Source organism: Geminicoccus harenae (genome assembly GCF_019800005.1).
Lineage (GTDB): Bacteria > Pseudomonadota > Alphaproteobacteria > Geminicoccales > Geminicoccaceae > Geminicoccus > Geminicoccus harenae.
In genome coordinates, this window is record NZ_JABGCL010000012.1 from 90,721 (window position 1) to 110,794 (window position 20,074).

19 protein-coding genes are annotated in these 20,074 nt (G+C 70.2%); 11 read left to right on the top strand and 8 right to left on the bottom strand.

Annotation, left to right across the window (positions count from 1 at the left end; genetic code table 11):
• Positions 1 to 291: 291 nt before the first annotated feature.
• The 3 genes from HLA95_RS13355 to HLA95_RS13365 all read left to right on the top strand — a co-directional run bounded on the left by HLA95_RS13355 (position 292) and on the right by HLA95_RS13365 (position 2,250).
• Positions 292 to 498, top strand: coding sequence for a hypothetical protein (locus HLA95_RS13355; protein ID WP_191058407.1), 207 nt, complete (start codon positions 292 to 294; stop codon positions 496 to 498).
• Positions 495 to 950 carry a cupin domain-containing protein gene (locus tag HLA95_RS13360; RefSeq protein WP_191058408.1) on the top strand — a complete coding sequence of 152 codons (456 nt, stop codon included), beginning with the start codon at positions 495 to 497 and terminating at the stop codon, positions 948 to 950. The genes HLA95_RS13355 and HLA95_RS13360 overlap by 4 nt, the downstream gene beginning before the upstream one ends.
• Before the next feature lie 166 nt (positions 951 to 1,116).
• Positions 1,117 to 2,250, top strand: coding sequence for an FUSC family protein (locus HLA95_RS13365; RefSeq protein WP_222183607.1), 1,134 nt, complete (start codon positions 1,117 to 1,119; stop codon positions 2,248 to 2,250).
• 16 nt (positions 2,251 to 2,266) lie between these two features.
• On the opposite strand, the gene HLA95_RS13370 is transcribed toward HLA95_RS13365, so the two are convergent.
• The 5 genes from HLA95_RS13370 to HLA95_RS13390 form a co-directional block, all read right to left on the bottom strand.
• A complete protein-coding gene (locus tag HLA95_RS13370; RefSeq protein ID WP_222183608.1) occupies positions 2,267 to 3,061 on the bottom strand; it encodes an anti-sigma factor family protein in 795 nt (264 codons plus the stop codon).
• Entirely contained in the window at positions 3,058 to 3,564 is a 507-nt protein-coding gene (locus HLA95_RS13375) for a sigma-70 family RNA polymerase sigma factor (protein ID WP_191062258.1), read from the bottom strand. The genes HLA95_RS13370 and HLA95_RS13375 overlap by 4 nt, the downstream gene beginning before the upstream one ends.
• Before the next feature lie 652 nt (positions 3,565 to 4,216).
• A complete protein-coding gene (locus tag HLA95_RS13380) occupies positions 4,217 to 4,711 on the bottom strand; it encodes a CinA family protein (RefSeq protein ID WP_222183610.1) in 495 nt (164 codons plus the stop codon).
• On the bottom strand, positions 4,712 to 5,164 hold the full coding sequence (locus HLA95_RS13385) for a phosphatidylglycerophosphatase A family protein (RefSeq protein WP_222183612.1): 453 nt from the start codon (positions 5,162 to 5,164) through the stop codon (positions 4,712 to 4,714).
• Positions 5,164 to 6,327, bottom strand: coding sequence for a bifunctional 2-C-methyl-D-erythritol 4-phosphate cytidylyltransferase/2-C-methyl-D-erythritol 2,4-cyclodiphosphate synthase (locus HLA95_RS13390; RefSeq protein ID WP_222183614.1), 1,164 nt, complete (start codon positions 6,325 to 6,327; stop codon positions 5,164 to 5,166). Before HLA95_RS13390 ends, HLA95_RS13385 begins: the two co-directional genes overlap by 1 nt.
• 179 nt (positions 6,328 to 6,506) lie before the next feature.
• Between HLA95_RS13390 and HLA95_RS13395 the strand changes: the two genes are divergently transcribed.
• The 8 genes from HLA95_RS13395 to hflX all read left to right on the top strand — a co-directional run bounded on the left by HLA95_RS13395 (position 6,507) and on the right by hflX (position 17,016).
• Positions 6,507 to 7,643: a two-component system sensor histidine kinase NtrB gene (locus HLA95_RS13395; protein ID WP_222183616.1), complete on the top strand. Its 1,137-nt coding sequence runs from the start codon at positions 6,507 to 6,509 to the stop codon at positions 7,641 to 7,643.
• Positions 7,640 to 9,118, top strand: coding sequence for a nitrogen regulation protein NR(I) (gene ntrC / locus HLA95_RS13400; RefSeq protein ID WP_222183618.1), 1,479 nt, complete (start codon positions 7,640 to 7,642; stop codon positions 9,116 to 9,118). The genes HLA95_RS13395 and ntrC overlap by 4 nt, the downstream gene beginning before the upstream one ends.
• A 124-nt stretch (positions 9,119 to 9,242) precedes the next feature.
• Positions 9,243 to 11,366, top strand: coding sequence for a sensor histidine kinase NtrY-like (locus tag HLA95_RS13405; RefSeq protein WP_191059058.1), 2,124 nt, complete (start codon positions 9,243 to 9,245; stop codon positions 11,364 to 11,366).
• A 109-nt stretch (positions 11,367 to 11,475) separates the two neighbouring features.
• Positions 11,476 to 12,855 (top strand): nitrogen assimilation response regulator NtrX, encoded by a 1,380-nt coding sequence (ntrX, locus tag HLA95_RS13410; RefSeq protein WP_191059059.1) that lies wholly within the window; start codon positions 11,476 to 11,478, stop codon positions 12,853 to 12,855.
• 4 nt (positions 12,856 to 12,859) lie between these two features.
• The gene (gene trkA / locus HLA95_RS13415; RefSeq protein WP_191059060.1) at positions 12,860 to 14,236 is read left to right on the top strand and encodes a Trk system potassium transporter TrkA; all 1,377 of its coding nucleotides are present in this window, start codon (positions 12,860 to 12,862) and stop codon (positions 14,234 to 14,236) included.
• Between the two features lie 20 nt (positions 14,237 to 14,256).
• A complete protein-coding gene (locus HLA95_RS13420; RefSeq protein ID WP_191059061.1) occupies positions 14,257 to 15,138 on the top strand; it encodes a D-amino-acid transaminase in 882 nt (293 codons plus the stop codon).
• Positions 15,139 to 15,379: 241 nt separating this feature from the next.
• Positions 15,380 to 15,691: an RNA chaperone Hfq gene (gene hfq, locus HLA95_RS13425; RefSeq protein ID WP_191059062.1), complete on the top strand. Its 312-nt coding sequence runs from the start codon at positions 15,380 to 15,382 to the stop codon at positions 15,689 to 15,691.
• A gap of 23 nt (positions 15,692 to 15,714) precedes the next feature.
• Entirely contained in the window at positions 15,715 to 17,016 is a 1,302-nt protein-coding gene (gene hflX / locus HLA95_RS13430; protein WP_191059065.1) for a GTPase HflX, read from the top strand.
• A gap of 3 nt (positions 17,017 to 17,019) precedes the next feature.
• Here hflX and HLA95_RS13435 read toward each other — a convergent pair whose 3' ends face one another.
• The 3 genes from HLA95_RS13435 to xseA form a co-directional block, all read right to left on the bottom strand.
• Positions 17,020 to 17,712, bottom strand: coding sequence for a D-lyxose/D-mannose family sugar isomerase (locus HLA95_RS13435; protein WP_191059063.1), 693 nt, complete (start codon positions 17,710 to 17,712; stop codon positions 17,020 to 17,022).
• A 73-nt stretch (positions 17,713 to 17,785) separates the two neighbouring features.
• A complete protein-coding gene (mazG, locus tag HLA95_RS13440) occupies positions 17,786 to 18,604 on the bottom strand; it encodes a nucleoside triphosphate pyrophosphohydrolase (RefSeq protein WP_191059064.1) in 819 nt (272 codons plus the stop codon).
• A complete protein-coding gene (gene xseA, locus HLA95_RS13445; RefSeq protein ID WP_222183620.1) occupies positions 18,601 to 20,061 on the bottom strand; it encodes an exodeoxyribonuclease VII large subunit in 1,461 nt (486 codons plus the stop codon). Before xseA ends, mazG begins: the two co-directional genes overlap by 4 nt.
• Between the last annotated feature and the right edge of the window lie 13 nt (positions 20,062 to 20,074).

The window sequence follows — 20,074 nt, forward strand, 5'->3', positions numbered from 1 at the left end:
GCCTTCCTGATCGTCACGGCCGCCCTTCCTGGAGCGACCCACCCAACGGTGCCTTCGCGGCTTGTATGTAAGGTACCGCAGCTTGCCCTGCCGAGCACGGGCCGGTCAATCCGCGCGTTGCCACGCCAGGCGGATGAGCATCGACCCCCGGACGCTCGATTGTCGGGATGAGCGGAACCCGCTTCCAGCGAAACGGCTTAGTTCGCACAGCCGGCCAACGCGCGTCTGCCCCCGCCATCGTGGAGCCGGCAGAGCAGATGGCCGGGTCACCAGCGAGAGGAACGGGCGCTCATGCCGGACAAGCACGAGAACACCCAGAGGATCGGCGGCCCAGGTGCTAGCCACGAGAACCGCAAGCATCCGGAGAAGACCCAGGAGCGTGGACCTCATCCCGCCCAGAAGCGCGGTGAGGAGCGCAGCCGCGTGTCGACCGGCGGCGGGGAACTGGACGTCCACCACCGACACTCCACCGGCGGCAAAGCGGGCGAGAACGCTTGAGCGGGCATGAGCACGTCCGGCACACGCCGGACGCGCTGCCGGGCGATACGAAGGCCGGAGGCACGACCGCAACCGTCATCGACCTCGAGGACCTCGGATGGGAGACCTGGCAGGATCCAGGGCTGAAGGCCGAGAGCGCGGTCCAGTGGAAGCTGGTCTTCTCGGCAGAACGCACGCCCACCGGTGCCATCAGCATGGGACTGGCCGAGATAGCGCCCGACGGCGTCCTGCCCTTGCACCGGCACGAGCCGGGCGAGGTCTATCATGTGCTGGAGGGCCGGGGGCAGGTCGAGATCGGGAGCGCGGTACACGAGCTCTATCCGGGCCGGCTGGTATTCATCCCGCCCGGTGCCTGGCATCGCACGAGCAGTGCTGGCTCATCGCCGCTGCGCTTCCTGTTCATCTTCCCGACGGACAGCTTCGAAGAGGTCGCCTACCAGTTCGAGGATTGAAGAAGCCGCCGGGCCTTGCTCCCGCCGGTTGCTTCCGCCCGGCCTGAAGCGCGAAGCCTCCCATTCCTGCCGGCATGACCCTGCCATGCGGAGCCCGCTGTCTCCCTGGCAGCAATGTGGTCAACCCATCCATGGTGACCCGGGACAGGCAAGGGAGGCGGCCGGGATGAGCGGTGATCCGGGGGGAGGCGGGGCAGCCTCCTGGACAGGGCGGGCCGGCGACAGGATCCGCGCCTGGTACCGGATGGTCATCGACCGGGCCGCGCAATGGCGCCTCGCCGTCCGGCTGATGACGTCGGCGCTCGCAGCGCATGTGCTGGTCCATCTGCTGGGGCTGCCGCAGGGTTTCTGGGCGGTGATCACCGCGATCATCGTGACCCAGAGCAATGTCGGCGGCTCGCTCAAGGCGGCACGCGACCGGTTGCTGGCGACCATGCTGGGCGCCCTGTGCGGCCTGCTGGCGGTGGTGGTGCTGCCGCCCCCCGGACCAGCCGGGATCGGCACCTTCCTCCTGGCGCTGCTGCCCACCACGCTCGCCTCGGCCACCAGTCCGGTCTTCCGGATCGCCCCGGTCACGGCCGCCATGATGCTGATCGGCCCCAACCATCTTCCGCCGCTGGAACTCGGTGCCGAACGGGTGCTGGAGATCGCGCTGGGCGGGCTGATCGGGGTCGGGGTGGCGCTGACCGTGCTGCCGGCGCGGGCGCATCGCGACCTGCGCGATGCGGCCCACGACGTGCTGGACCAGATGGCGCTGATGTTCGAGCCGCTCCTGGACGGCCTGTCGGGCGCCCGTGACGACGCTGCCCTGCGCCCACGCCACCGCAGGATCCGCACCATGATCGCCAAGCTGGAGGGGCTGGCCGAGGAGGCGCGCCGCGAACGGCTGGCCAAGCTCACCGAGGAGCGCGACCCGGACGCGCTGGTGGCAGGCATCCGCCGCCTGCACACCAGCATCTTGCTCCTGGGCCGCGCCACCCTGCGGCCATTGCCCGAAGCCGCCGCCGCTATCCTGGGCGAGCCCCTCCGCGACGCGGCTGCCCGGCTGCGCGACAACCTGACGGCATTGGCAGACGCGGTGGTGCGGCGGGAGCCGCCGCCCGACCCGGCCGGGATCGACACGGCGCTGCGCCTGATCGACGAGAGCCTGGGCGAGCTGCGCGCTGCAGGGGTGATGCGCACGCTCACGATCGAGCAGTTGCAGAGCCTCTATGCGGTGGCCTTCGCGTTCGCCCAGCTCCGCCGCGACCTGATCGAGCTGCACACCCGCGCAGGCGGCGTGGGGGCCGGCGCCGTCTGAGCCTGGGCCGACTCGCCTAGGGCGTCACGTGGTTGACCGCCGTGTGCCGGTCCTTCTCCATCTCGTCGTAGGCGGCGAGGGCGAGATCGAACAGATGGTCGGGGTCGGCGGGACCGACGAGCACGCAACGCAGCGCGTCTTCCGGCCAATAAAAGAGATTCACCTCGCCCGACCGGAAGAAGCGGAACTCGGGCGGTGCCGACCGGTCAGCCCGAAGGAGGTAGAGGGTAAAGGGGGCGCCCGCCAGGTCCTCGTAGACGAGCTGGACAGCCTTATTGTCCCTGCCGCCCACGATCGTCCGCCCACCTAGAAGTTGCAGGCCCACCCCCGACAGATCCGGCACGCGCACCGGATGCCCGAGTTCCTGCGCAAGCCAGGCGAGCAGCCGCGTCTGGCCGTCCGGCCCGGGCTCAAGCGGTGCGGCCTCCGCCAGGTCGCGATGTGCCCGTGCCGCCTCGCGCGCCAGGCCATCTCCCTCCGTGTCGGATAGCGACACGAGGCCGCGGCCGATCCAGCCGGCACCGCCGCCGGCCAGCAGCCCCACCGCCCCAGCCATGGCCAGACGTCGGAGCGCCCGGCGTCGGCCCAGCACCCACATGCTCGGTCGCAACCTCGCCGGCAGGGCCTCGGGCGGCTCACCGTGCAACTCCCTGATCAGCTCGTTCTGGCGCTGCCACAGGGCGACCTGCTCGCGGGCCTCGGGATGGTGTGCCAGCCACTCCGCCACGATCGCCGCGCGCTCCGGTGACAGGCGGCCGTCGGCATGGGCGTGCAGATCCGCCTCGCCGACCGGTTCGGGCGGGGCGCTCACTTGACCCTCCGGAGGGAAGGCCCGGCCTCGCCCGCGAGGCACCTGCGCAGATGCTCACGGCCGCGGGACAGGCGGGACATCACCGTCCCGATGGGCACGCCCAGGGCGTCGGCACATTCCTGGTAGGACAGGCCGGTGAGGGCCACCAGCAGGACGATGTAGCGCTGCTCCTCGGGCAGGAGGTTCAAGGCCCTCTCCATCTCGCGCAGCTCGATGCGGGCATCGTGGCTGCTGCCGCCGGCCGGCAGATCGGCGGCGCTGTCGATCGGCTGAAAGACCGGCCGCGCCCGGCGGCTCCGGATCTCGTTGGCGTAGATGTTGTGCAGGATGCGGAACAGCCACGGCCGCAGGCCCTCTCCACCACGCCAGAGATGCCTGCGGCTGAGCGCCCGTTCCAGGCAGTCCTGCACGAGGTCGTCAGCGCCGTCGCGATCGCGGAGCAATGCCCGGGCGTAGCGGCGCAGGCTCGGCACGCAGCTCTCGAGCTCGGTCAGGAAGTCCATGCGCCACCCGGTCGACCCGGCGGATGAGCGCTACCCCTTGCCGACATCGCCAGCTCCGCCCGAAGCGCCGCTCACGAACGTCCTATCTTCGTCAACACCTGGAGCGGCAGTTTATTCCACGCCTGCCGCTATTCCGTTCGCCGCCGGCCAAAAAAGGCGCATCGTCGGGAAACGGAAATGGAATAAGCGGCAGGCCCAGGTGTTGACGATATCAGAAGGCCCTTCTGCCAGCGGCAAGAAGGGCCAGGGTGACGACAGGGAGGGCTGCGACAAGGTCCATGCTGGCGGTGGCCGGTTGCCCGGCCAGAGCAGTCATGGTGCCGGTTGTTCCAGAAGCGCGGCTTCTGTCGGGACCAGCAACGTCGATGCGGCATCCAAGGGTGTCACCACCGGCCCGGCTCGATCTTCATGGAGGCCGGCGAGGCTGACGCCACGACAAGAAATTGGGGCGGAAAAACATGGAATCACGCCGTGATAGTTGGATCGCCCCAAGCCGAAGCCGCCACGACCGAGGAACTATTTGATACGAGCGATCGATGATTGTCCTCGCGTGGCGGCTTCATCATTCCCGGCGGGATCGGACCGGCGGCATGTCCGGTCCATCCTTCCGGTCGGCCGCGACCGGCTGAGCCCTGGTTCCCCCCACCCGGGCTCAGCCGGCCAGCTGCTCCAGAAGGTCGAGGGCGCGCAGCACGGTTGCCGCGCGTACAGCGGCCCGGTCGCCCGGGAAGACGACCCGTTCGTGGACGACCCTTCCGTCCCTGGCGGCGACTGCCAGATGCACCAGGCCCACGGGCTTGGCCGCGCTGCCGCCGCCCGGCCCGGCGATGCCGGTGACGGCGACCGCGAGGCCGGCAGCCGAATGGGCCAGCGCGCCACTCGCCATTGCGCGTGCCACCGGCTCGCTCACCGCGCCATAGGCGGCCAGCAGCTCGTCCGGCACGCCCACCATCGCCGTCTTGGCCTCGTTGGAATAGGTGACGAAGCCCCGGTCGATTACGTCGGAGCTGCCCGGGACGGCGGTGAGTACGCCCGCGATCAGCCCGCCCGTGCAGCTTTCGGCGGTAACCAAGCTCAGGCCCCGGGCACGGCAGGCCGCGAGCAGCCGCTGTGCCCTGTCCAGCAGGTCCGGATCGATGGTGATCATCTAGAGATAGGCTCCCGCCAGCAGCACCAGGATCCCGGCATAGATGCCGGCCACCAGGTCGTCGGTCATCACGCCCAGCGAGCCGTGCACCTTGCGGTCGATCCAGGATGCCGGCCAGGGCTTGACGATGTCGAGCACCCGAAAGCACAGGAAGGCCATGACCACGCCCGCCACGGTGAGCGGTGCCGCGGCCAGGGTCAGCCACTGTCCCACCACCTCGTCCAGCACGAAGTCGTCCGGGTCGGGGTGCTCCGCGGTGACCAGGTAGACACCGCCCAGCACCACCCCCGCACCGTAAAGCAGCAGCGCCAGCACGCATAAGGAGATCGGGCCGAACGCCCAGTGCAGCGCGATCCCGAACGGCAGGGCCGCCAGCGAGCCCCAGGTGCCCGAGGCGGGCTTGAGATAGCCGCTGCCGAACCAGGTGACGAGCATCTCCACCCCCTTGGCCATCACGACGGGAAGCTGACCGTCACGACCGCCTGTGCAGCGATGCCCTCCTGGCGGCCGACCGCACCCAACCCCTCCATGGTGCCGGCCTTGAGCCCGATCCGCCGGGGCTCCAGGCCCAGGATCTGGCCGAGACTCGCAAGGATCGATTGGCGGTGCGGGCCGATCTTCGGCCGCTCGGCCATGATCGACAGGTCGGCATGCTCCAGCCGGCCGCCCTGCTCGGCCACCAGCGCCAGCGCGTGGCGGACGAACTGGTCCGAGGCGGCACCGCGCCAGCGCTCGTCCGAAGGCGGGAAATGCACGCCGATGTCGCCGGCACCCACCGTGCCGAGCAGGGCGTCGGTCAGGGCATGGAGCACCACGTCGGCATCCGAATGGCCGGCCAGGCCGAACGGGGCCGGGACCTGCACCCCGCCCAGCCAGAGCGGCCGGTCGGCCGCGACCGCGTGGATGTCGAAGCCCAGGCCGGTGGCATAGCGGCGCTGGCCACCACCCAGCAGCCGGGCGGCGAGAACCAGATCGTCGGGATGGGTCACCTTCAGATTTTCCTCCTCGCCCCTGACCCAGGCGACCTTGCCACCGGAGCGCCGGACCAGCTCGACATCGTCGGTGATGCCGCCCGCCCCGGCATGACGGCGATGTGCCGCCAGCACCGTCTCGAAGCGGAAGCCCTGCGGGGTCTGGGCGCGCACCAGCCGGTCGCGCGCCACCTCGCCGGTGACCACGCCGCCCTCGACCGAGCGCAGGGAATCCACCACGGGCAGGGCCGGCAGTACCGCGTCGGCATCGTCCAGACCTGCCAGCACCCGGTCGATCAGTGCCCCCGTCACCAGCGGCCGCGCCGCGTCGTGAACGAGCACCCGGGCCGGCGCCTGCCCCGTGAGGGACTCCAGCCCCGCCAGCACCGAGGCCTGGCGGGTGGCGCCGCCCTCGACCGGCGGCAGCAGCGGCAGGCCGGCCGTGGCCTCACGGTACAGCTCCTCCTGGCCGGGTGCGATCACCACGCGGATGCCGGCGATGGCCGGGTGGGCCAGGAACGGCCGGATGGCGCGGCGCAGGACCGGCTCGCCCGCCAGCTCCAGATATTGCTTGGGTCGGGAGCCGCCGAAGCGCTCGCCCTGGCCGGCGGCGACGACGAGCACGATGCAGTCGGGTTTGGACATGGCCGGAAGGTTACCCGGAGTGAGCCGCTGCGCCCAGGCGCCGCCACATGATTCTTCCGCATCGGCAGGATGCGCCGTCAGGTGTCGGCCTCGCTTGCGCAGCGATAATCGCCCGGATAGGCTGCCTATCGAACGGGCACAGACGCTGGGCTGCTCATACGGTGCGCAACGCAATGGTAATGGAACGGTCGGCGCAGACGGCACAGCCGGTATCGGTCAGCGCCGCGCAACTGCTCGCCAACCTGCCGAGCCCGCTCTTCGTGGTCGGCGGCGACACCCGGCTGGTGACGGTCAATCCCGCCGCGGAGCAGTTGTTTGGCGCCTCCCTGAACGTGCTGGTCGGCCGGCCGCTGTCGGATTTCATGCCGGCGCACGCCACTATCCTGGACCTGATCCGGCACGTCTCGACCGGGGGCGCGTCCGTGTCGGAGTACGGCGTCGAGCTGGCTCTGTCCAAGGGCGAGACGGTCCTGGTGGACAGCCATATGAGCCCGATCGTGGAGAATCCGGGCCATGTGCTGGTCATCCTCCATCCCTGCTCGGTGGCGCGGCGGCTCGACCAGCACCGGGTGCAGCGGGGCTCCGCCCGCTCGGTGGCCACGCTCGCGGCCACGCTCGCCCACGAGGTCAAGAACCCGCTCTCCGGGATCCGCGGCGCCGCCCAGTTGCTGGAACCCGCCATCCCCGAGGAGGACCGGCCGCTGGTCCAGCTCATCTGCGACGAGACCGACCGGATCTGCGCGCTGGTCGACCGGATGGAGGAGTTCAACGCCGGCCGGCCGGTCGAGCGCCGGCCGGTCAACATCCACCAGGTGCTGGAGCATGTCCGCCGCATCGCCGAGCACGGCTTCGCCCGGCGCCACCGGATCGTCGAGCATTACGACCCGTCCTTGCCCCATGTGGAGGGCGACCGCGACAAGCTGATCCAGGTGTTCCTGAACCTGGTCAAGAACGCCGCGGAGGCGGCCCAGCCGGACGGCGGCACCATCACGCTCACCACCACTTACCAGCATGGCTGGCGCATGGCGCTCGGCACCTCGCGCGAGCGGCTGCACCTGCCGATCACGGTGGAGGTGAAGGATGACGGGCCGGGCGTGGCGCCGGACGTGGCCGATCATCTGTTCGAGCCGTTCGTGACCAGCAAGCCGCGCGGCACCGGGCTGGGCCTGGCGCTGGTCGCCAAGATCGTCCACGACCATGGCGGGGTCGTGTCCCATCATCCCGGCGACCCGGGCGCGGTGTTCCGCGTCAGCCTGCCGGCCAACCGCTCCGCCGGCCGGGGCGCACGCGATACCGAAGAGGCCGCTTCCCGATGAACGACACGACGATCCTCCTGGCCGAGGACGACGCCGCCATCCGCACCGTGGTCAGCCGGGCGCTGGCCAAGCAGGGCTGGCGGGTGCAGGCGACCTCGGCCGCCTCGGCCCTGTGGCGCTGGGTCGCTGCCGGCGAGGGCGACCTCGTCATCACCGACGTGATGCTGCCCGACGAGAACTCGCTGGACCTCCTGCCCAGGATCCGCGCGACCCGGCCGGACCTGCCGGTGATCGTGATGAGCGCGCAGAACACGCTGCTGACTGCAGTGCGCGCCACCGAGCGAGGTGCGTTCGAGTACCTGCCCAAGCCTTTCGACCTCGGCAACCTGACCGCCGCGGTGCAGCGCGCACTCGCCCAGCCCAAGCGCCGCAACGGTGCCGCGGCCGACGTCCTGAGCGGCCTGGACGACAACCTGCCGATCATCGGCCGCTCCTCGGCCATGCAGGAGATCTACCGGATCATCGCGCGCCTCACCGGCACCGACCTCACCGTACTGATCGCGGGCGAGAGCGGTACCGGCAAGGAGCTGGTCGCCAAGGCGCTGCACGAGTTCGGCAAGCGCCGCAACGGCCCGTTCGTCGCCGTGAACATGGCGGCGATCCCCCGGGAGCTGATCGAATCGGAGCTGTTCGGCCACGAGAAGGGGGCCTTTACCGGCGCCCATGCCCGCCGGGTCGGCCGGTTCGAGCAGGCCAATGGCGGCACCTTGTTCCTGGACGAGATCGGCGACATGCCGCTGGAAGCTCAGACAAGGCTCTTGCGCGTGCTCCAGCAGGGTGAGTTCCTGCCAGTCGGCGGAACCCACCCGATCAAGACCAACCTGCGCATCGTGGCGGCCTCGCACCGCGACCTGCGCCAGATGGTGGCCCAGGGCTTGTTCCGCGAGGACCTGTTCTATCGCCTCAACGTCGTGCCGATCCGCCTGCCGCCGTTGCGCGAGCGGGCCGACGACATCCCGGCCCTGGTCCAGCACTTCTTCGCCAAGGCGGCGGCCGAGGGGCTGGCGATCAAGAGCCTGACCCCGGAGGCGATGATCCGGCTGAAAGCCCATCCCTGGCCCGGCAACGTGCGCGAGCTGGAGAACCTCGTGCGGCGGCTGGCGGTGCTCTACACCGACGAGATCCTGGCCGAGGACACCATCGCGTCCGAGCTGGAGCAGGCCGGGGACCGGCCCTCCGCGGGCGCCCAGGGCGGCCAGCCGGCCGGCGGCGGCGATGCCCCGGTCGTCGAGGAGACCCTGTCCGCCGCGGTCGAGCGCCACCTGGAGCGCTGGTTCAAGGCCCACGACGGCGGCCTGCCGCCCGACGGGGTGTATGACCGGGTGCTGCGCGAGATCGAGCGGCCGCTGATCGGCAAGGCGCTCTCGGTCACCCGCGGCAACCAGCTCCGCGCCGCCGACCTGCTCGGCATGAACCGCAACACGCTGCGCAAGAAGATTCGCGAACTGGACATCGTCGTCTCCCGCGCGCCATGATCCCGCCATTCTCGGGAAGACGACGGGCCTACCTCTCCTGCTGAGCGGAATCTCCATCACCAAGCCGTCCTTTTGGCGGCGCATCGCGGCCATTGCCCAGGATCCGCGTCTGGCCAAGCTGCTGGTGGCGGTCGCGGTGGTGTGCGGGATCACCACCTGGGCGGTCCTGACCGGCAAGGGGCCGGCCGGGCTCGACACGGGCGGCGTGCTGGTCCTCCTCTGCGTGGACCTCGTGCTCGTGCTGCTGCTGAGCGTGGTGGTGGCGAGGCGCCTGGTCCGGATCTGGGCAGCCCGGCGCAAGGGCAGTGCCGGCTCCGGCCTGGAAGGGCGGCTGGTCGCCCTGTTCGGCCTGCTGGCGGTGACCCCGGCGATCGTGGTGACCCTGTTCTCCGTCTGGTTCCTCCATGTCGGCGTCAATGCCTGGTTCAGCGACCGGGTACGTGAGGCGGTCGACACCTCCCTGCAGGTCGCCCAGGCCTATCTGGAGGAGCACCGGGAGAACATCCGGGCCGATGCGCTGGCGATGGCCGCCGACATCAACCGCGAAGGCCGCTACGGCCGCAGCCTGCAGGACCTGGTCGAGGCGCACGCGATGGTGCGCTCGCTCACTGAGGCGGTGGTGTTCGACACCACCGGTGCCGTGCTGGCGCGCAGCGAGCTGGCCTTCTCCATGGACATCGGCAGCATCGAGCCCGCCGACCTGGAGCGCGCCGCCGCCGGCGAGGTGGTCACGCTCACCGCGGATACCGACGACCGGGTCCGGGCCCTGGTCCGCCTGGATGGGTTCGGCGGCGCCTATCTGTTCGTCGGGCGCTTCGTCGATCCCAGCGTCCTGAACCTGCTGGAGCGGACCCAGGCCGGCGTGAGCGACTACGAGGCCGCCGCCGCCGAGCGCTCGCGCATCCAGATCCTGTCGCTGATCCTGTTCGGCGTAGTAGCGCTGATCATGCTGCTGGCCGCGGTCTGGGCCGGGCTCTACTTCGCCACGCGCTTGAGCGTGCCGCTGGGCCAGCTCATCACCGCGGCGGACCGGGTCAGCACCGGCGACCTGAACGCAAGGGTCGAGGAGCGCATCGACTTCGAGGAGATCGCCTCGCTCGCTCGCGCCTTCAACCGGATGACCCAGCAGCTCGCCTCGCAGCGCCGCGAGCTGGTCGATGCCAACCAGCAGCTCGACCAGCGCCGCCGGTTCACCGAGGCGGTGCTGCGCGGGGTGACCGCGGGCGTGCTGGGCCTGGACAGCCGGCGCCGGGTGGTGCTGCCGAACCGCTCCGCCGTGCGCTTCTTGGAGATGGATCCGGGGGCCATCGTCGGCCGGCCGCTGGACGAGCTCCTGCCCGAGCTGTCGCCTCTGATTGACCGGACCATCGACGGGCGCCGGGGCTTTGCCGAGCAGCAGCTCGTGGTGGCGCGCGGCGTCACCCATCGCACCCTGCTCGTCCGGGCGGCACTCCAGGAGGAGGAGGGGCGGATCCAGGGCTGGGTGGTCACCTTCGACGACGTGACCGACCTCCTGTCCGCCCAGCGGGTCGCCGCCTGGGCCGAGATCGCCCGGCGGCTCGCGCATGAGATCAAGAACCCGCTCACCCCGATCCGCCTGTCGGCGGAACGGCTGCAGCGCCGCTGGCTGAAGCAGATCGAGGACGAGCCCGACACGTTCCGCGGCTGCACCGACACGATCGTCCGCCATGTCGACCAGATCGGCCGGCTGGTGAACGAGTTCTCGGCCTTTGCCCGGATGCCCGAGCCGGTCTTCCAGGACGAGCGGCTGGCGCAGATCGTCCACGACGCGGTGCTGCTGCAGCGCACTGCCCGGCCGGATATCGCCTTCGAGGTGGATCTTGGCCGGCCGGAGCTGATGCTGGCCTGCGACCATGCGAAGGTCGGCCAAGTCCTCACCAACCTGCTACAGAACGCCATCGACGCGATCGATGCCAAGGGCGAAGGCAGCGACGTAAGGGAGGACGGGGAGCCGCGCGGCCATGTGCGGGTCCAGGTCCTGGAGGAGGAGCGGGCGATCATCGTGCAGATCGAGGACGACGGGGTGGGGCTGCCGCCGCAGCACCGCGAGCGGCTGTTCGAGCCCTATGTCACCACCAAGGCGAAAGGCACGGGCTTGGGCCTTGCCATCGTTCGGAAGATCATGGAAGAGCACGAAGGCTCGATCGACCTGGGTGAAGCCGCAGGTGGCGGGACATCAGCACGGCTCGTCTTTCCTCGTCCCAGCGTCGTGCGGCCTGCCGCATGAGCACGAGGTCGCGCAGCGAACGAAGTACCAGCGCCGACGGGCCCGGGCTTTGTGCCCGGAGCACCATGATCGACCGGTTCCAGGGGGCGCTTCGCCGGATGGTTAGAGGATGAGCAAGGACGTTCTGATCGTCGATGACGAGGCCGCGATCCGCGAGGTCGTCGCTGCCCTCCTGCAGGACGAGGGCTACCGGCCCCGCCAGGCCGCCAACAGCGACCAGGCCTTCGCCGAGATCGACCGGCGCGTGCCGGACATCGTCCTCCTCGACATCTGGCTGGAGGGCAGCAAGCTGGACGGGATGGAGATCCTGGACCGGCTGCGCAGCCAGTGGCCGACCATCCCGGTGGTGATCTTCAGCGGGCACGGCACCATCGAGATGGCCGTGCAGGCGATCAAGAACGGCGCCTACGACTTCATCGAGAAGCCGTTCAAGACCGACCGCCTGCTCCTGACCATGCAGCGCGCGCTGGAGATCAGCCGGCTCAAGCGCGAGAACGAGCAGCTCAAGATCAAGGGCGGCGACGAGATCGACCTGCTCGGCACCTCGCCCGGCATCGTGCGCGTCCGCCAGGCGATCGACCGGGTGGCGCCCACCAACAGCCGCGTGCTGATCAGCGGCCCGCCCGGCTCCGGCAAGGAGATCGCGGCCCGGATGATCCACGCCCACTCGCGGCGGGCGGATGCGGCCTTCGTGGTGCTGAACTGCGCGGTGATGGCGCCCGAGCGCCTGGAGGTCGAGCTGTTCGGTGCCGAGGCCACGGGCGACACGCCGCGCTTCGTGGGCATCCTGGAGCGGGCCAGCGGCGGCACCCTGTTCCTGGACGAGGTGGCCGACATGCCGCTTGAGACCCAGGGGCGGATGCTGCGGGTCCTGCAGGAGAACCGCTTCACCCGGCCGGGCCGCACCGAGCGGATCGACCTGGACGTGCGGGTGATCGCCTCCACCAATCGCGACCTGACCCAGCTCATGAGCCAGGGCAAGTTCCGCGAGGAGCTCTACTACCGGCTGAACGTAGTGCCGGTGCAGATCCCGCCGCTCTCGGAGCGGCGCACCGACATCCCGCTGCTCGCCCGGACCTTCATGGACCGCGCCGCGCGCATCGCCAGCGTGCCGCCGCGCGTGATCGGCGACGACGCCATGGCGGTGATGCAGTCCGCCGAGTGGCCGGGCAATGTCCGCCAGCTCCGCAACGCGGTCGAGTGGATGCTGATCATGGCGCCGGGCGACCCCAAGCAGCCGATCGGCGTGGACGGGCTGCCGCCCGACCTCACCAACAGCGCGGTGGGCTCGATGGATCCGACCGCCAATGGCGAGCTGGTGGCGATGCCGCTGCGCGAGGCGCGTGAGCATTTCGAGCGGGCCTATCTCCAGGCCCAGCTCGAGCGCTTCGGCGGCAACATCTCGCGCACCGCCAATTTCGTCGGCATGGAGCGCTCGGCGCTGCACCGCAAGCTGAAGACGCTGGGCCTGCACAGCGGGGACGACTGACCCCTTGCGGGTCATCGTCGCGGGGGCGGGCCGGGTCGGCGAGAGCATCGCCCGCTACCTGGTCCGCGCCAGCCACGAGGTCACGGTCATCGACCAGCGCCCGGAGCTGGTACAAAGGATCGCCGAGACCGTCGACCTGCGCGCGATCACCGGCTCCGCCTCCCATCCCGCCGTGCTGCGCGAGGCGGGGGCCGCCAATGCCGACCTGCTGGTGGCGGTCACCCGCAGCGACGAGGTGAACATCGTCGCCTGCCAGGTGGCGAACGCCCTGTTCAACACGGCGACACGGATCGCCCGGATCCGCCAGCAGGCCTATCTGGACCGGCGCTGGGAGGACCTGTTCCTCCGCCAGCACCTGGCGGTCGACGTGGTGATCTCGCCGGAGATCGAGGTCGCCCGCTCGGTGGCGCGCACCCTGCTGGTGCCGGGCTCGCTGGCGGTGATCCCGTTCGCCTCTGACCGGGTCCGGCTGGTCTCGGTGCGCTGCGACGCGGACTGCCCGATCCTCGACACGCCGCTACGCCAGCTCTCGTTCCTGTTCCCGGACCTCCATGTCGTGGTGGTCGCGATCGAGCGCAACGACCGCCTGTTCGTGCCGCATGCCGAGGACCTCCTGATCGCGGGCGACCGGGCCTGGATCGTGGTCGAGACCAAGCAGCAGGCCCGCGCCATGACCGCGTTCGGCCACGCGCCCTACCAGGGGCGGCGGGTGGTGATCGGCGGGGCGGGCAGCATCGGCAGCTTCCTGGTCCACGAGCTGCGCGTATTGGCCCCGCATCTCCGGCTGGCCGTGGTGGAGAATGCGCCGGAGCGGGCGGGGGCGCTCGCCGAGGGTGCGCCCGGCCTGATCGTGCTGCAGGGCGATGCGCGCGATCCCGACCTGCTGCGCGAGGCGGGCGTGGCCACTGCCGATACCTTCGTCACGGTCACCAACCAGGACGAGGTCAACATCATGTCGGCGCTGATGGCCAAGCGGCTGGGCGCCAACCGGACTCTCGCCCTGATCAACACCGAGAGCTACGCGCCGCTGATCGGCGACATCGGCATCGACGTGATGATCGACCCGCGCGGCACCACGGTGAGCTCGATCCTCCAGCATGTCCGGCGCGGCCGGATCCTGGCCGGCTTCAGCATCAAGGACGGTGCCGCCGAGGCGATCGAGGCCGATTTGCCGGAGAACAGTCCGCTGGTGGGCAAGACCCTGGACAAGGCCAGGATGCCCCAGGGCGTGATCATCGGCGCGGTGCTGCGTGGCGGCCAGTACATGGTGCCGCGGCCCGACACCCAGCTCCGCGCCCGCGACCGGCTGATCGCGATCGCCCGCGGCGACCAGATGCGCAGCCTGGAGCAGGCGGTCGCCGTGCGCTTCGACTATCTCTGATCCTTCCCGCGGAACCCATCATGGCCCGGATTGCCTATGTCGACGGTCGTTACCTGCCGATCCATGCCGCCACCGTGCCGGTGGAGGACCGCGGCTTCCAGTTCGCCGACGGCATTTACGAGGTGGTCAAGCGGATCGGCGGCCGGCTGATCGACGCCGACCGGCACCTGGCGCGGCTGCGCCGCTCCCTTTCGGCCCTGCGCATCGACCTGCCGGTCAGCGACGCCGCCCTGCACCGGATCCTCCAGCAGACGATCGCCCGCAACGCCTTGGCCGACGCGCTGGTCTACCTGCAGGTCAGCCGGGGCACCGCGCCGCGCAACCACCCGTTCCCGGCCGGCACCCGCCCGAGCCTGGTCGTGACCGTGCGCCGGCTCAAGCTACCGACGGCAGCCGAGCAGCGGCAGGGCTGCGGGGTGATCACCCATCCCGACGAGCGCTGGGCCCGCTGCGACATCAAATCCACCGGGCTGCTCGCCAACGTCCTGGCCAAGCAGGCCGCCCAGGAGGCCGGCTGCCGCGAGGCCTGGCTGGTGGCCAGCGGCCCGGACGGCGAGATCATCACCGAGGGATCCAGCACCAATGCCTGGATCGTCGACGAGCACGGCGTGCTGCGCACCCATCCGGCGACCCGGCGCATCCTCGGCGGGGTCACCCGGTCGGTGGTGCTGGAACATGCACGGGAACTGGGCGTCCCGGTGGAGGAACGTGCCTTTTCCCTGGCGGAGCTGGCCCGCGCCCGCGAGGCCTTCCTCACCAGCGCCACCTCGCTGGTCCTGCCGGTGACCAGCGTGGACGGCCGGCCGGTCGCCAACGGCATGCCGGGCGATACGACGAGGCGGCTGATGGATCGCTATGCGGCCCATTGCGGGCTGGCGGCCGGACCGCCCGCCCGGACTTGAGAGGGATCGGTTACTTGATTTGACCATGCAGGGAGGTGTCCCCAGCCCTGCGGATATATTCATCCTGCTTGCAGCGATGGCGCTTGCCGAGCCCGGGGGCGCTGGTTATGTCCTGATCTCCGAAGGAAAAAAATGTGGTCGGATCGCGCACGAGAATGCGGACCGGACCCGGCCGTGATGGCAATGGGGCGCTTGTCGCCCTGCCACCGCGGTGCCTTCCAATTCACCGAGAGGTACTCGGATGGCAGCCGAGAAGCAGCAGAATCTCCAGGACGTCTTTTTGAACCACGTCCGGAAGAACAAGATCCCGGTCACCGTCTTCCTGATCAATGGCGTAAAGCTGCAGGGCGTGATCGGCTCCTTCGACAATTTCTGCCTGCTGCTCCGGCGTGACGGGCACGTGCAGCTGGTCTACAAGCATGCTGTATCGACCGTGATGCCCTCTTCGGCGGTCCGTCTCTATGACGCGCCTCCGGGCTCGGTGCCGGGCCAGGGGCCCGATCGTGGCGGCTATGGCGACCGGAGCCGTGACGAGGAGCAGCGGGAAGAGTAGCGTCAGCCAAGGGCAGAAGCGTCATCGGCAACGAAACGGCAGAAGGCAGCGGGCGCTGCCTGGTCATTCATCCTTACCTGAGCAACGACCGGGAGCGGCTGCGCCCGCCGTCCTCCCGGCTGGACGAGGCGGTGGGGCTGGCGGAAGCGATCTCGCTCGACGTGGTCGACCGCGAGCTCGCACCCCTGCGCCAGGTGACCCCTGCCACACTGCTCGGCGGGGGCAAGGTCAACGAGGTCGCGGAGCGGGTGAAGGCAGACGAGATCGACCTGGTCGTGGTCGACGGCACGCTGACACCCGGCCAGCAGCGCAACCTCGAGAAGAAGTGGCAGTGCAAGGTCATCGACCGGACCGGCCTGATCCTGGAGATCTTCGGCGAACGGGCGCGCACCCGTGAGGGCGTGCTCCAGGTCGACCTCGCGGCCTTGAACTACCAGCGCTCGCGCCTGGTCCGCTCCTGGACTCATCTGGAGCGGCAGCGCGGCGGTGCCGGCTTCCTGGGTGGTCCCGGCGAAAGCCAGCTCGAGCTGGACCGCCGGATCATCGCCGACAAGATCGTCAAGATCGAGCGCGAGCTGGAGGATGTGAAGCGTACCCGCGCCCTGCACCGGAAGGCGCGCGAGCGGGTGCCCTATCCGGTCGTGGCGCTGGTGGGCTACACCAATGCCGGCAAGTCGACCCTGTTCAACAAGCTGACCGGTGCTGAGGTCTTCGCCAAGGACCTCTTGTTCGCCACGCTCGACCCGACTATGCGGCTGATCCGCCTGCCGCAGGGGCGCAAGGTGATCCTGTCGGACACGGTGGGCTTCATCTCCGACCTGCCGACCTCGCTGGTGGCGGCGTTCCGCGCCACGCTGGAGGAGGTGCTCTCGGCCGACGTGATCCTCCATGTGCGCGACGTCGCCCATGAGGATGCCGCGGCCCAGGACGCCGACGTGCGCAAGGTGCTGGACGAGCTCGGCATCGACGACATGGCGCGCTCGCAGCGGCTGATCGAGGTCTGGAACAAGATCGACCTTCTGGACGAGGAGCGCCGGGAGGTGCTTTCCGCCGAGCTCGCCCGGGCCAGTGCCACCGTGACGGTCTCGGCGCGGACCGGCGAGGGCCTGGACGGGCTCCTGCGCGCGATCGAAGCCAAGCTATCCGAGTTCGCCGTACCCATCGAGGTGCAGATCCCGTTCGGCGACGGCGAGACGCTGGCCTGGCTGTTCCGCAACGGCGAGGTGCTGGCCAGGGCCGATGATGGCGATGCCACCCACGTCTCCGTGCTGCTCGCCGAGGACAAGAAGCGCCAGCTGGAAGCGCGGCTCGCCCGCAAGCTCTGAGGGTCAGCGCAGGGCACCCCAGTAGCGCTCATAGTCGTTGCGCAACAGGAACATGGGCGGCTCGTCCTCCTCGATCTCGGCAAAGCGGCCGAGCGGCTCGAAAAAGCGGTTGTCCTGATCGTCGTCATTGACCAGCGAGACCTCGCCGACCAGCACGTCGTCCCGCCAGCCCCAGAACTTGTGATACAGCAGGGGTGGCACGGTCACGCTGCCGCCGGGCGGGATGCGGACCACCTCGCCGGCAGCGACCGTGACCTCGGTGCCGTCCATGCCGAGCGTCACCGGCCGCTCGTCGACGCCGCCGGCTTCGGTCGAGTGGAAGAACTGGACATGGAGGTCGCCGCCGCCACGGTTGATGATGTCCTCCATCTTGTTCCAGTGGAAATGCAGCGGGCAGACCTGATCGTGGCGGATCATCAGGATCTTCTCGCAATAAAGCTTGCCCCGGCCGCGCTGGAGGTCCGCGACCGGGCCGTTGCGCACGGTGAACACCGCGAGCCCGCACTTGCAGAAGCGGCCTTGGGCGAAGTCGGTGATGTCCCAGCCAAGCCGGCGCTCCACGATCTCGCGCACCTCTTCGCCCTTCTTCGCCCAGTCGCTGGGTGACCAGTAGGCGAAGGCCGGCAGGTGGAAGTTCTGCCGGCGGAAGAACGCATCCGCCGCGCGCATGATGGCGTTGATCTCGGAGCGCTTCATCGGCGCCGCCCCCCTGGCATTCGTTCGATGCAGTAGATGGGTGAGGCGGGGGCTTGTCCAGCCAGGGGTGGGGTCAGCCGGCCTTGGTGGCGCGCTCGGCGGCCTTGGCCTCGTCCCACCAGGCGTCCAGCTCGGCCAGCGTACAATCGGCTGGCTCCCGGCCGGCGGCACGGGCGGCTGCCTCCACTGCGCGGAAGCGGCGCTCGAACTTGGCGTTGGTCCGGCGCAGCGCCTCTTCCGGGTCGACCTTGAGGTGGCGGGCGAGGTTGGTGACGGCGAACAGGAGGTCGCCCACCTCCTCGGCCTGGTGCGCCGGGTCGGCAGCGGCCTCGACCTCGGCCAGCTCCTCGCGGATCTTGGCCACCACGGGCCCGAGTTCGCCCCAGTCGAAGCCGACCCTGGCCGCGCGTTTTTGCAGCTTCTCCGCCCGCGCCAGAGCGGGGAAGCCCACCGGCACGTCGTCCAGCACGCTCGCCGGTCGTTCCGGCCGGCCCCTGGCCGCGCGCTCGGCCGCCTTCAGGTCCTCCCACAGGCGGCGCTCGCCGCCTTCGGGCAGGGCTTGGCCCTCGAAGACATGCGGGTGGCGGCGGACCATCTTGTCGACGATCCCGGCCGCCACCGCCTCGAAATCGAACAGGCCCTGCTCGTCCGCGATCTGCGCCTGGTAGACCACCTGGAGCAGCAGGTCGCCGAGTTCCGCCTGGAAGTCGCCGAGATCGCCGCGTTCCAGCGCGTCGCGGACCTCGTAGGCCTCCTCGATCGTGTAGGGGGCGATGGTCTCGAAGGTCTGCTTCTGGTCCCAGGGGCAGCCCACCACCGGGTCGCGCAGGATCCGCATCACCGCGAGCAGCCGGTCGATCGGCCGCTCGTCTTCCGGCACTGGCACGCTCACAGGAGGCTCCCCTGCACCGGTTCGTCCTCCTCCGCACCGCTGCGCCTGGCGCGGCCGCCGGTGGTGACGGCGATCTCGCCGTCGTGGAACACGAGGTTCAGCCGGCTCTCCGCGCGGGCGGCGGCGACGTCGCTGACGACTTCACCGGAGGGTGCCCGCACCAGGGCGTAGCCGCGCGCCAGCACCTGACGGTACCCTAAGCTGTCCAGCAGCTTGCCGAGCGTGTCCAGCCGGGCCTGGCCATCCGTGATCCGGCGCCGCGTCGCCCGTTCCAGCCGCTGGCCGCGATCGGCCAGCATCGGCTCCGCCCGCCCGACCAGGGCCAGGATGTGCGTGGGCACCAGACGGGCGCCGGTGCGCTCCAGGTGGCGCTGCTCGGTGCGCAGCAGGGTCGAGACCAGCTCGTGCAGGCGGCGGCCCAGCATCTCCAGCCGCTCCGCCTTGGCGCGCAGCACATCCGCCGGCCGGCGCAGGCGCAGCCGCTCGGACAGGTCGTCCAGGCGCTGGGTGGCCAGGCCCAGCAGCATGCGCGGGTCGGGCAGGCCGCGGGCCGAGCGCTCCAGCTCAGTGCGGCGGCGCTGGAGCTGGCCGACCGTGGCCGAGCGGATCCGCCCTTCCAGCACGGCCACCCGCTCGATCAGCTCGAGCCGCACCGGCACCGCCATCTCGGCTGCAGCGGTGGGGGTGGGGGCGCGGCGGTCGGCGGCATGGTCGGCCAGTGAGGTGTCGGTCTCGTGGCCGACCGCGCAGATGGTCGGGATCGACGAGGCGGCGATGGCGCGGACCACCATCTCCTCGTTGAACGGCATCAGATCCTCGATGGAACCGCCGCCGCGGGCGACGATCAGCAGGTCCGGCCGAGGTACCGGCCCGCCCGGCTGCATGGCCGAGAAGCCGTTGATGGCATCGGTGATCTGCTGGGCCGCCTGTTCGCCCTGCACCAGAACCGGCCAGAGCAGGACGTGGCGCGGGAAGCGGTCGCTCAGCCGGTGCAGGATGTCGCGGATCACCGCACCGGTGGGCGAGGTCACCACGCCGATCACCCGCGGCAGGAAGGGCAAAGGCCGCTTTCTCGCCTGCTCGAATAGGCCCTCGGCGGCCAGGCGGCGGCGGCGCTCCTCCAACATCGCCATGATGGCACCGGCGCCGGCCGGCTCCAGCTGCTCCACCACCATCTGGTAGGTGGAGCGGCCGGGATAGGTCGTGAGCCGGCCGGTGGCAATCACCTCCAGCCCGTCCTCGACGGCCAGCCGCCAGCGCTGCACCGAGCCGCGCCAGGACACGGCGTCCAGGCGGGACTGCTGGTCCTTGAGGCAGAAATAGGCGTGGCCGGAAGCGGCGCGCTTGAAGCCGGAGACCTCGCCCCGGACCTTAATCAGGCCGAACGTGTTCTCGACGGTGCGCTTGAGCGCGCCGCTGATCTCGGAGACGGTGTATTCGGTGAGGTTCGTCGCCATGGGTGCTGGCTTG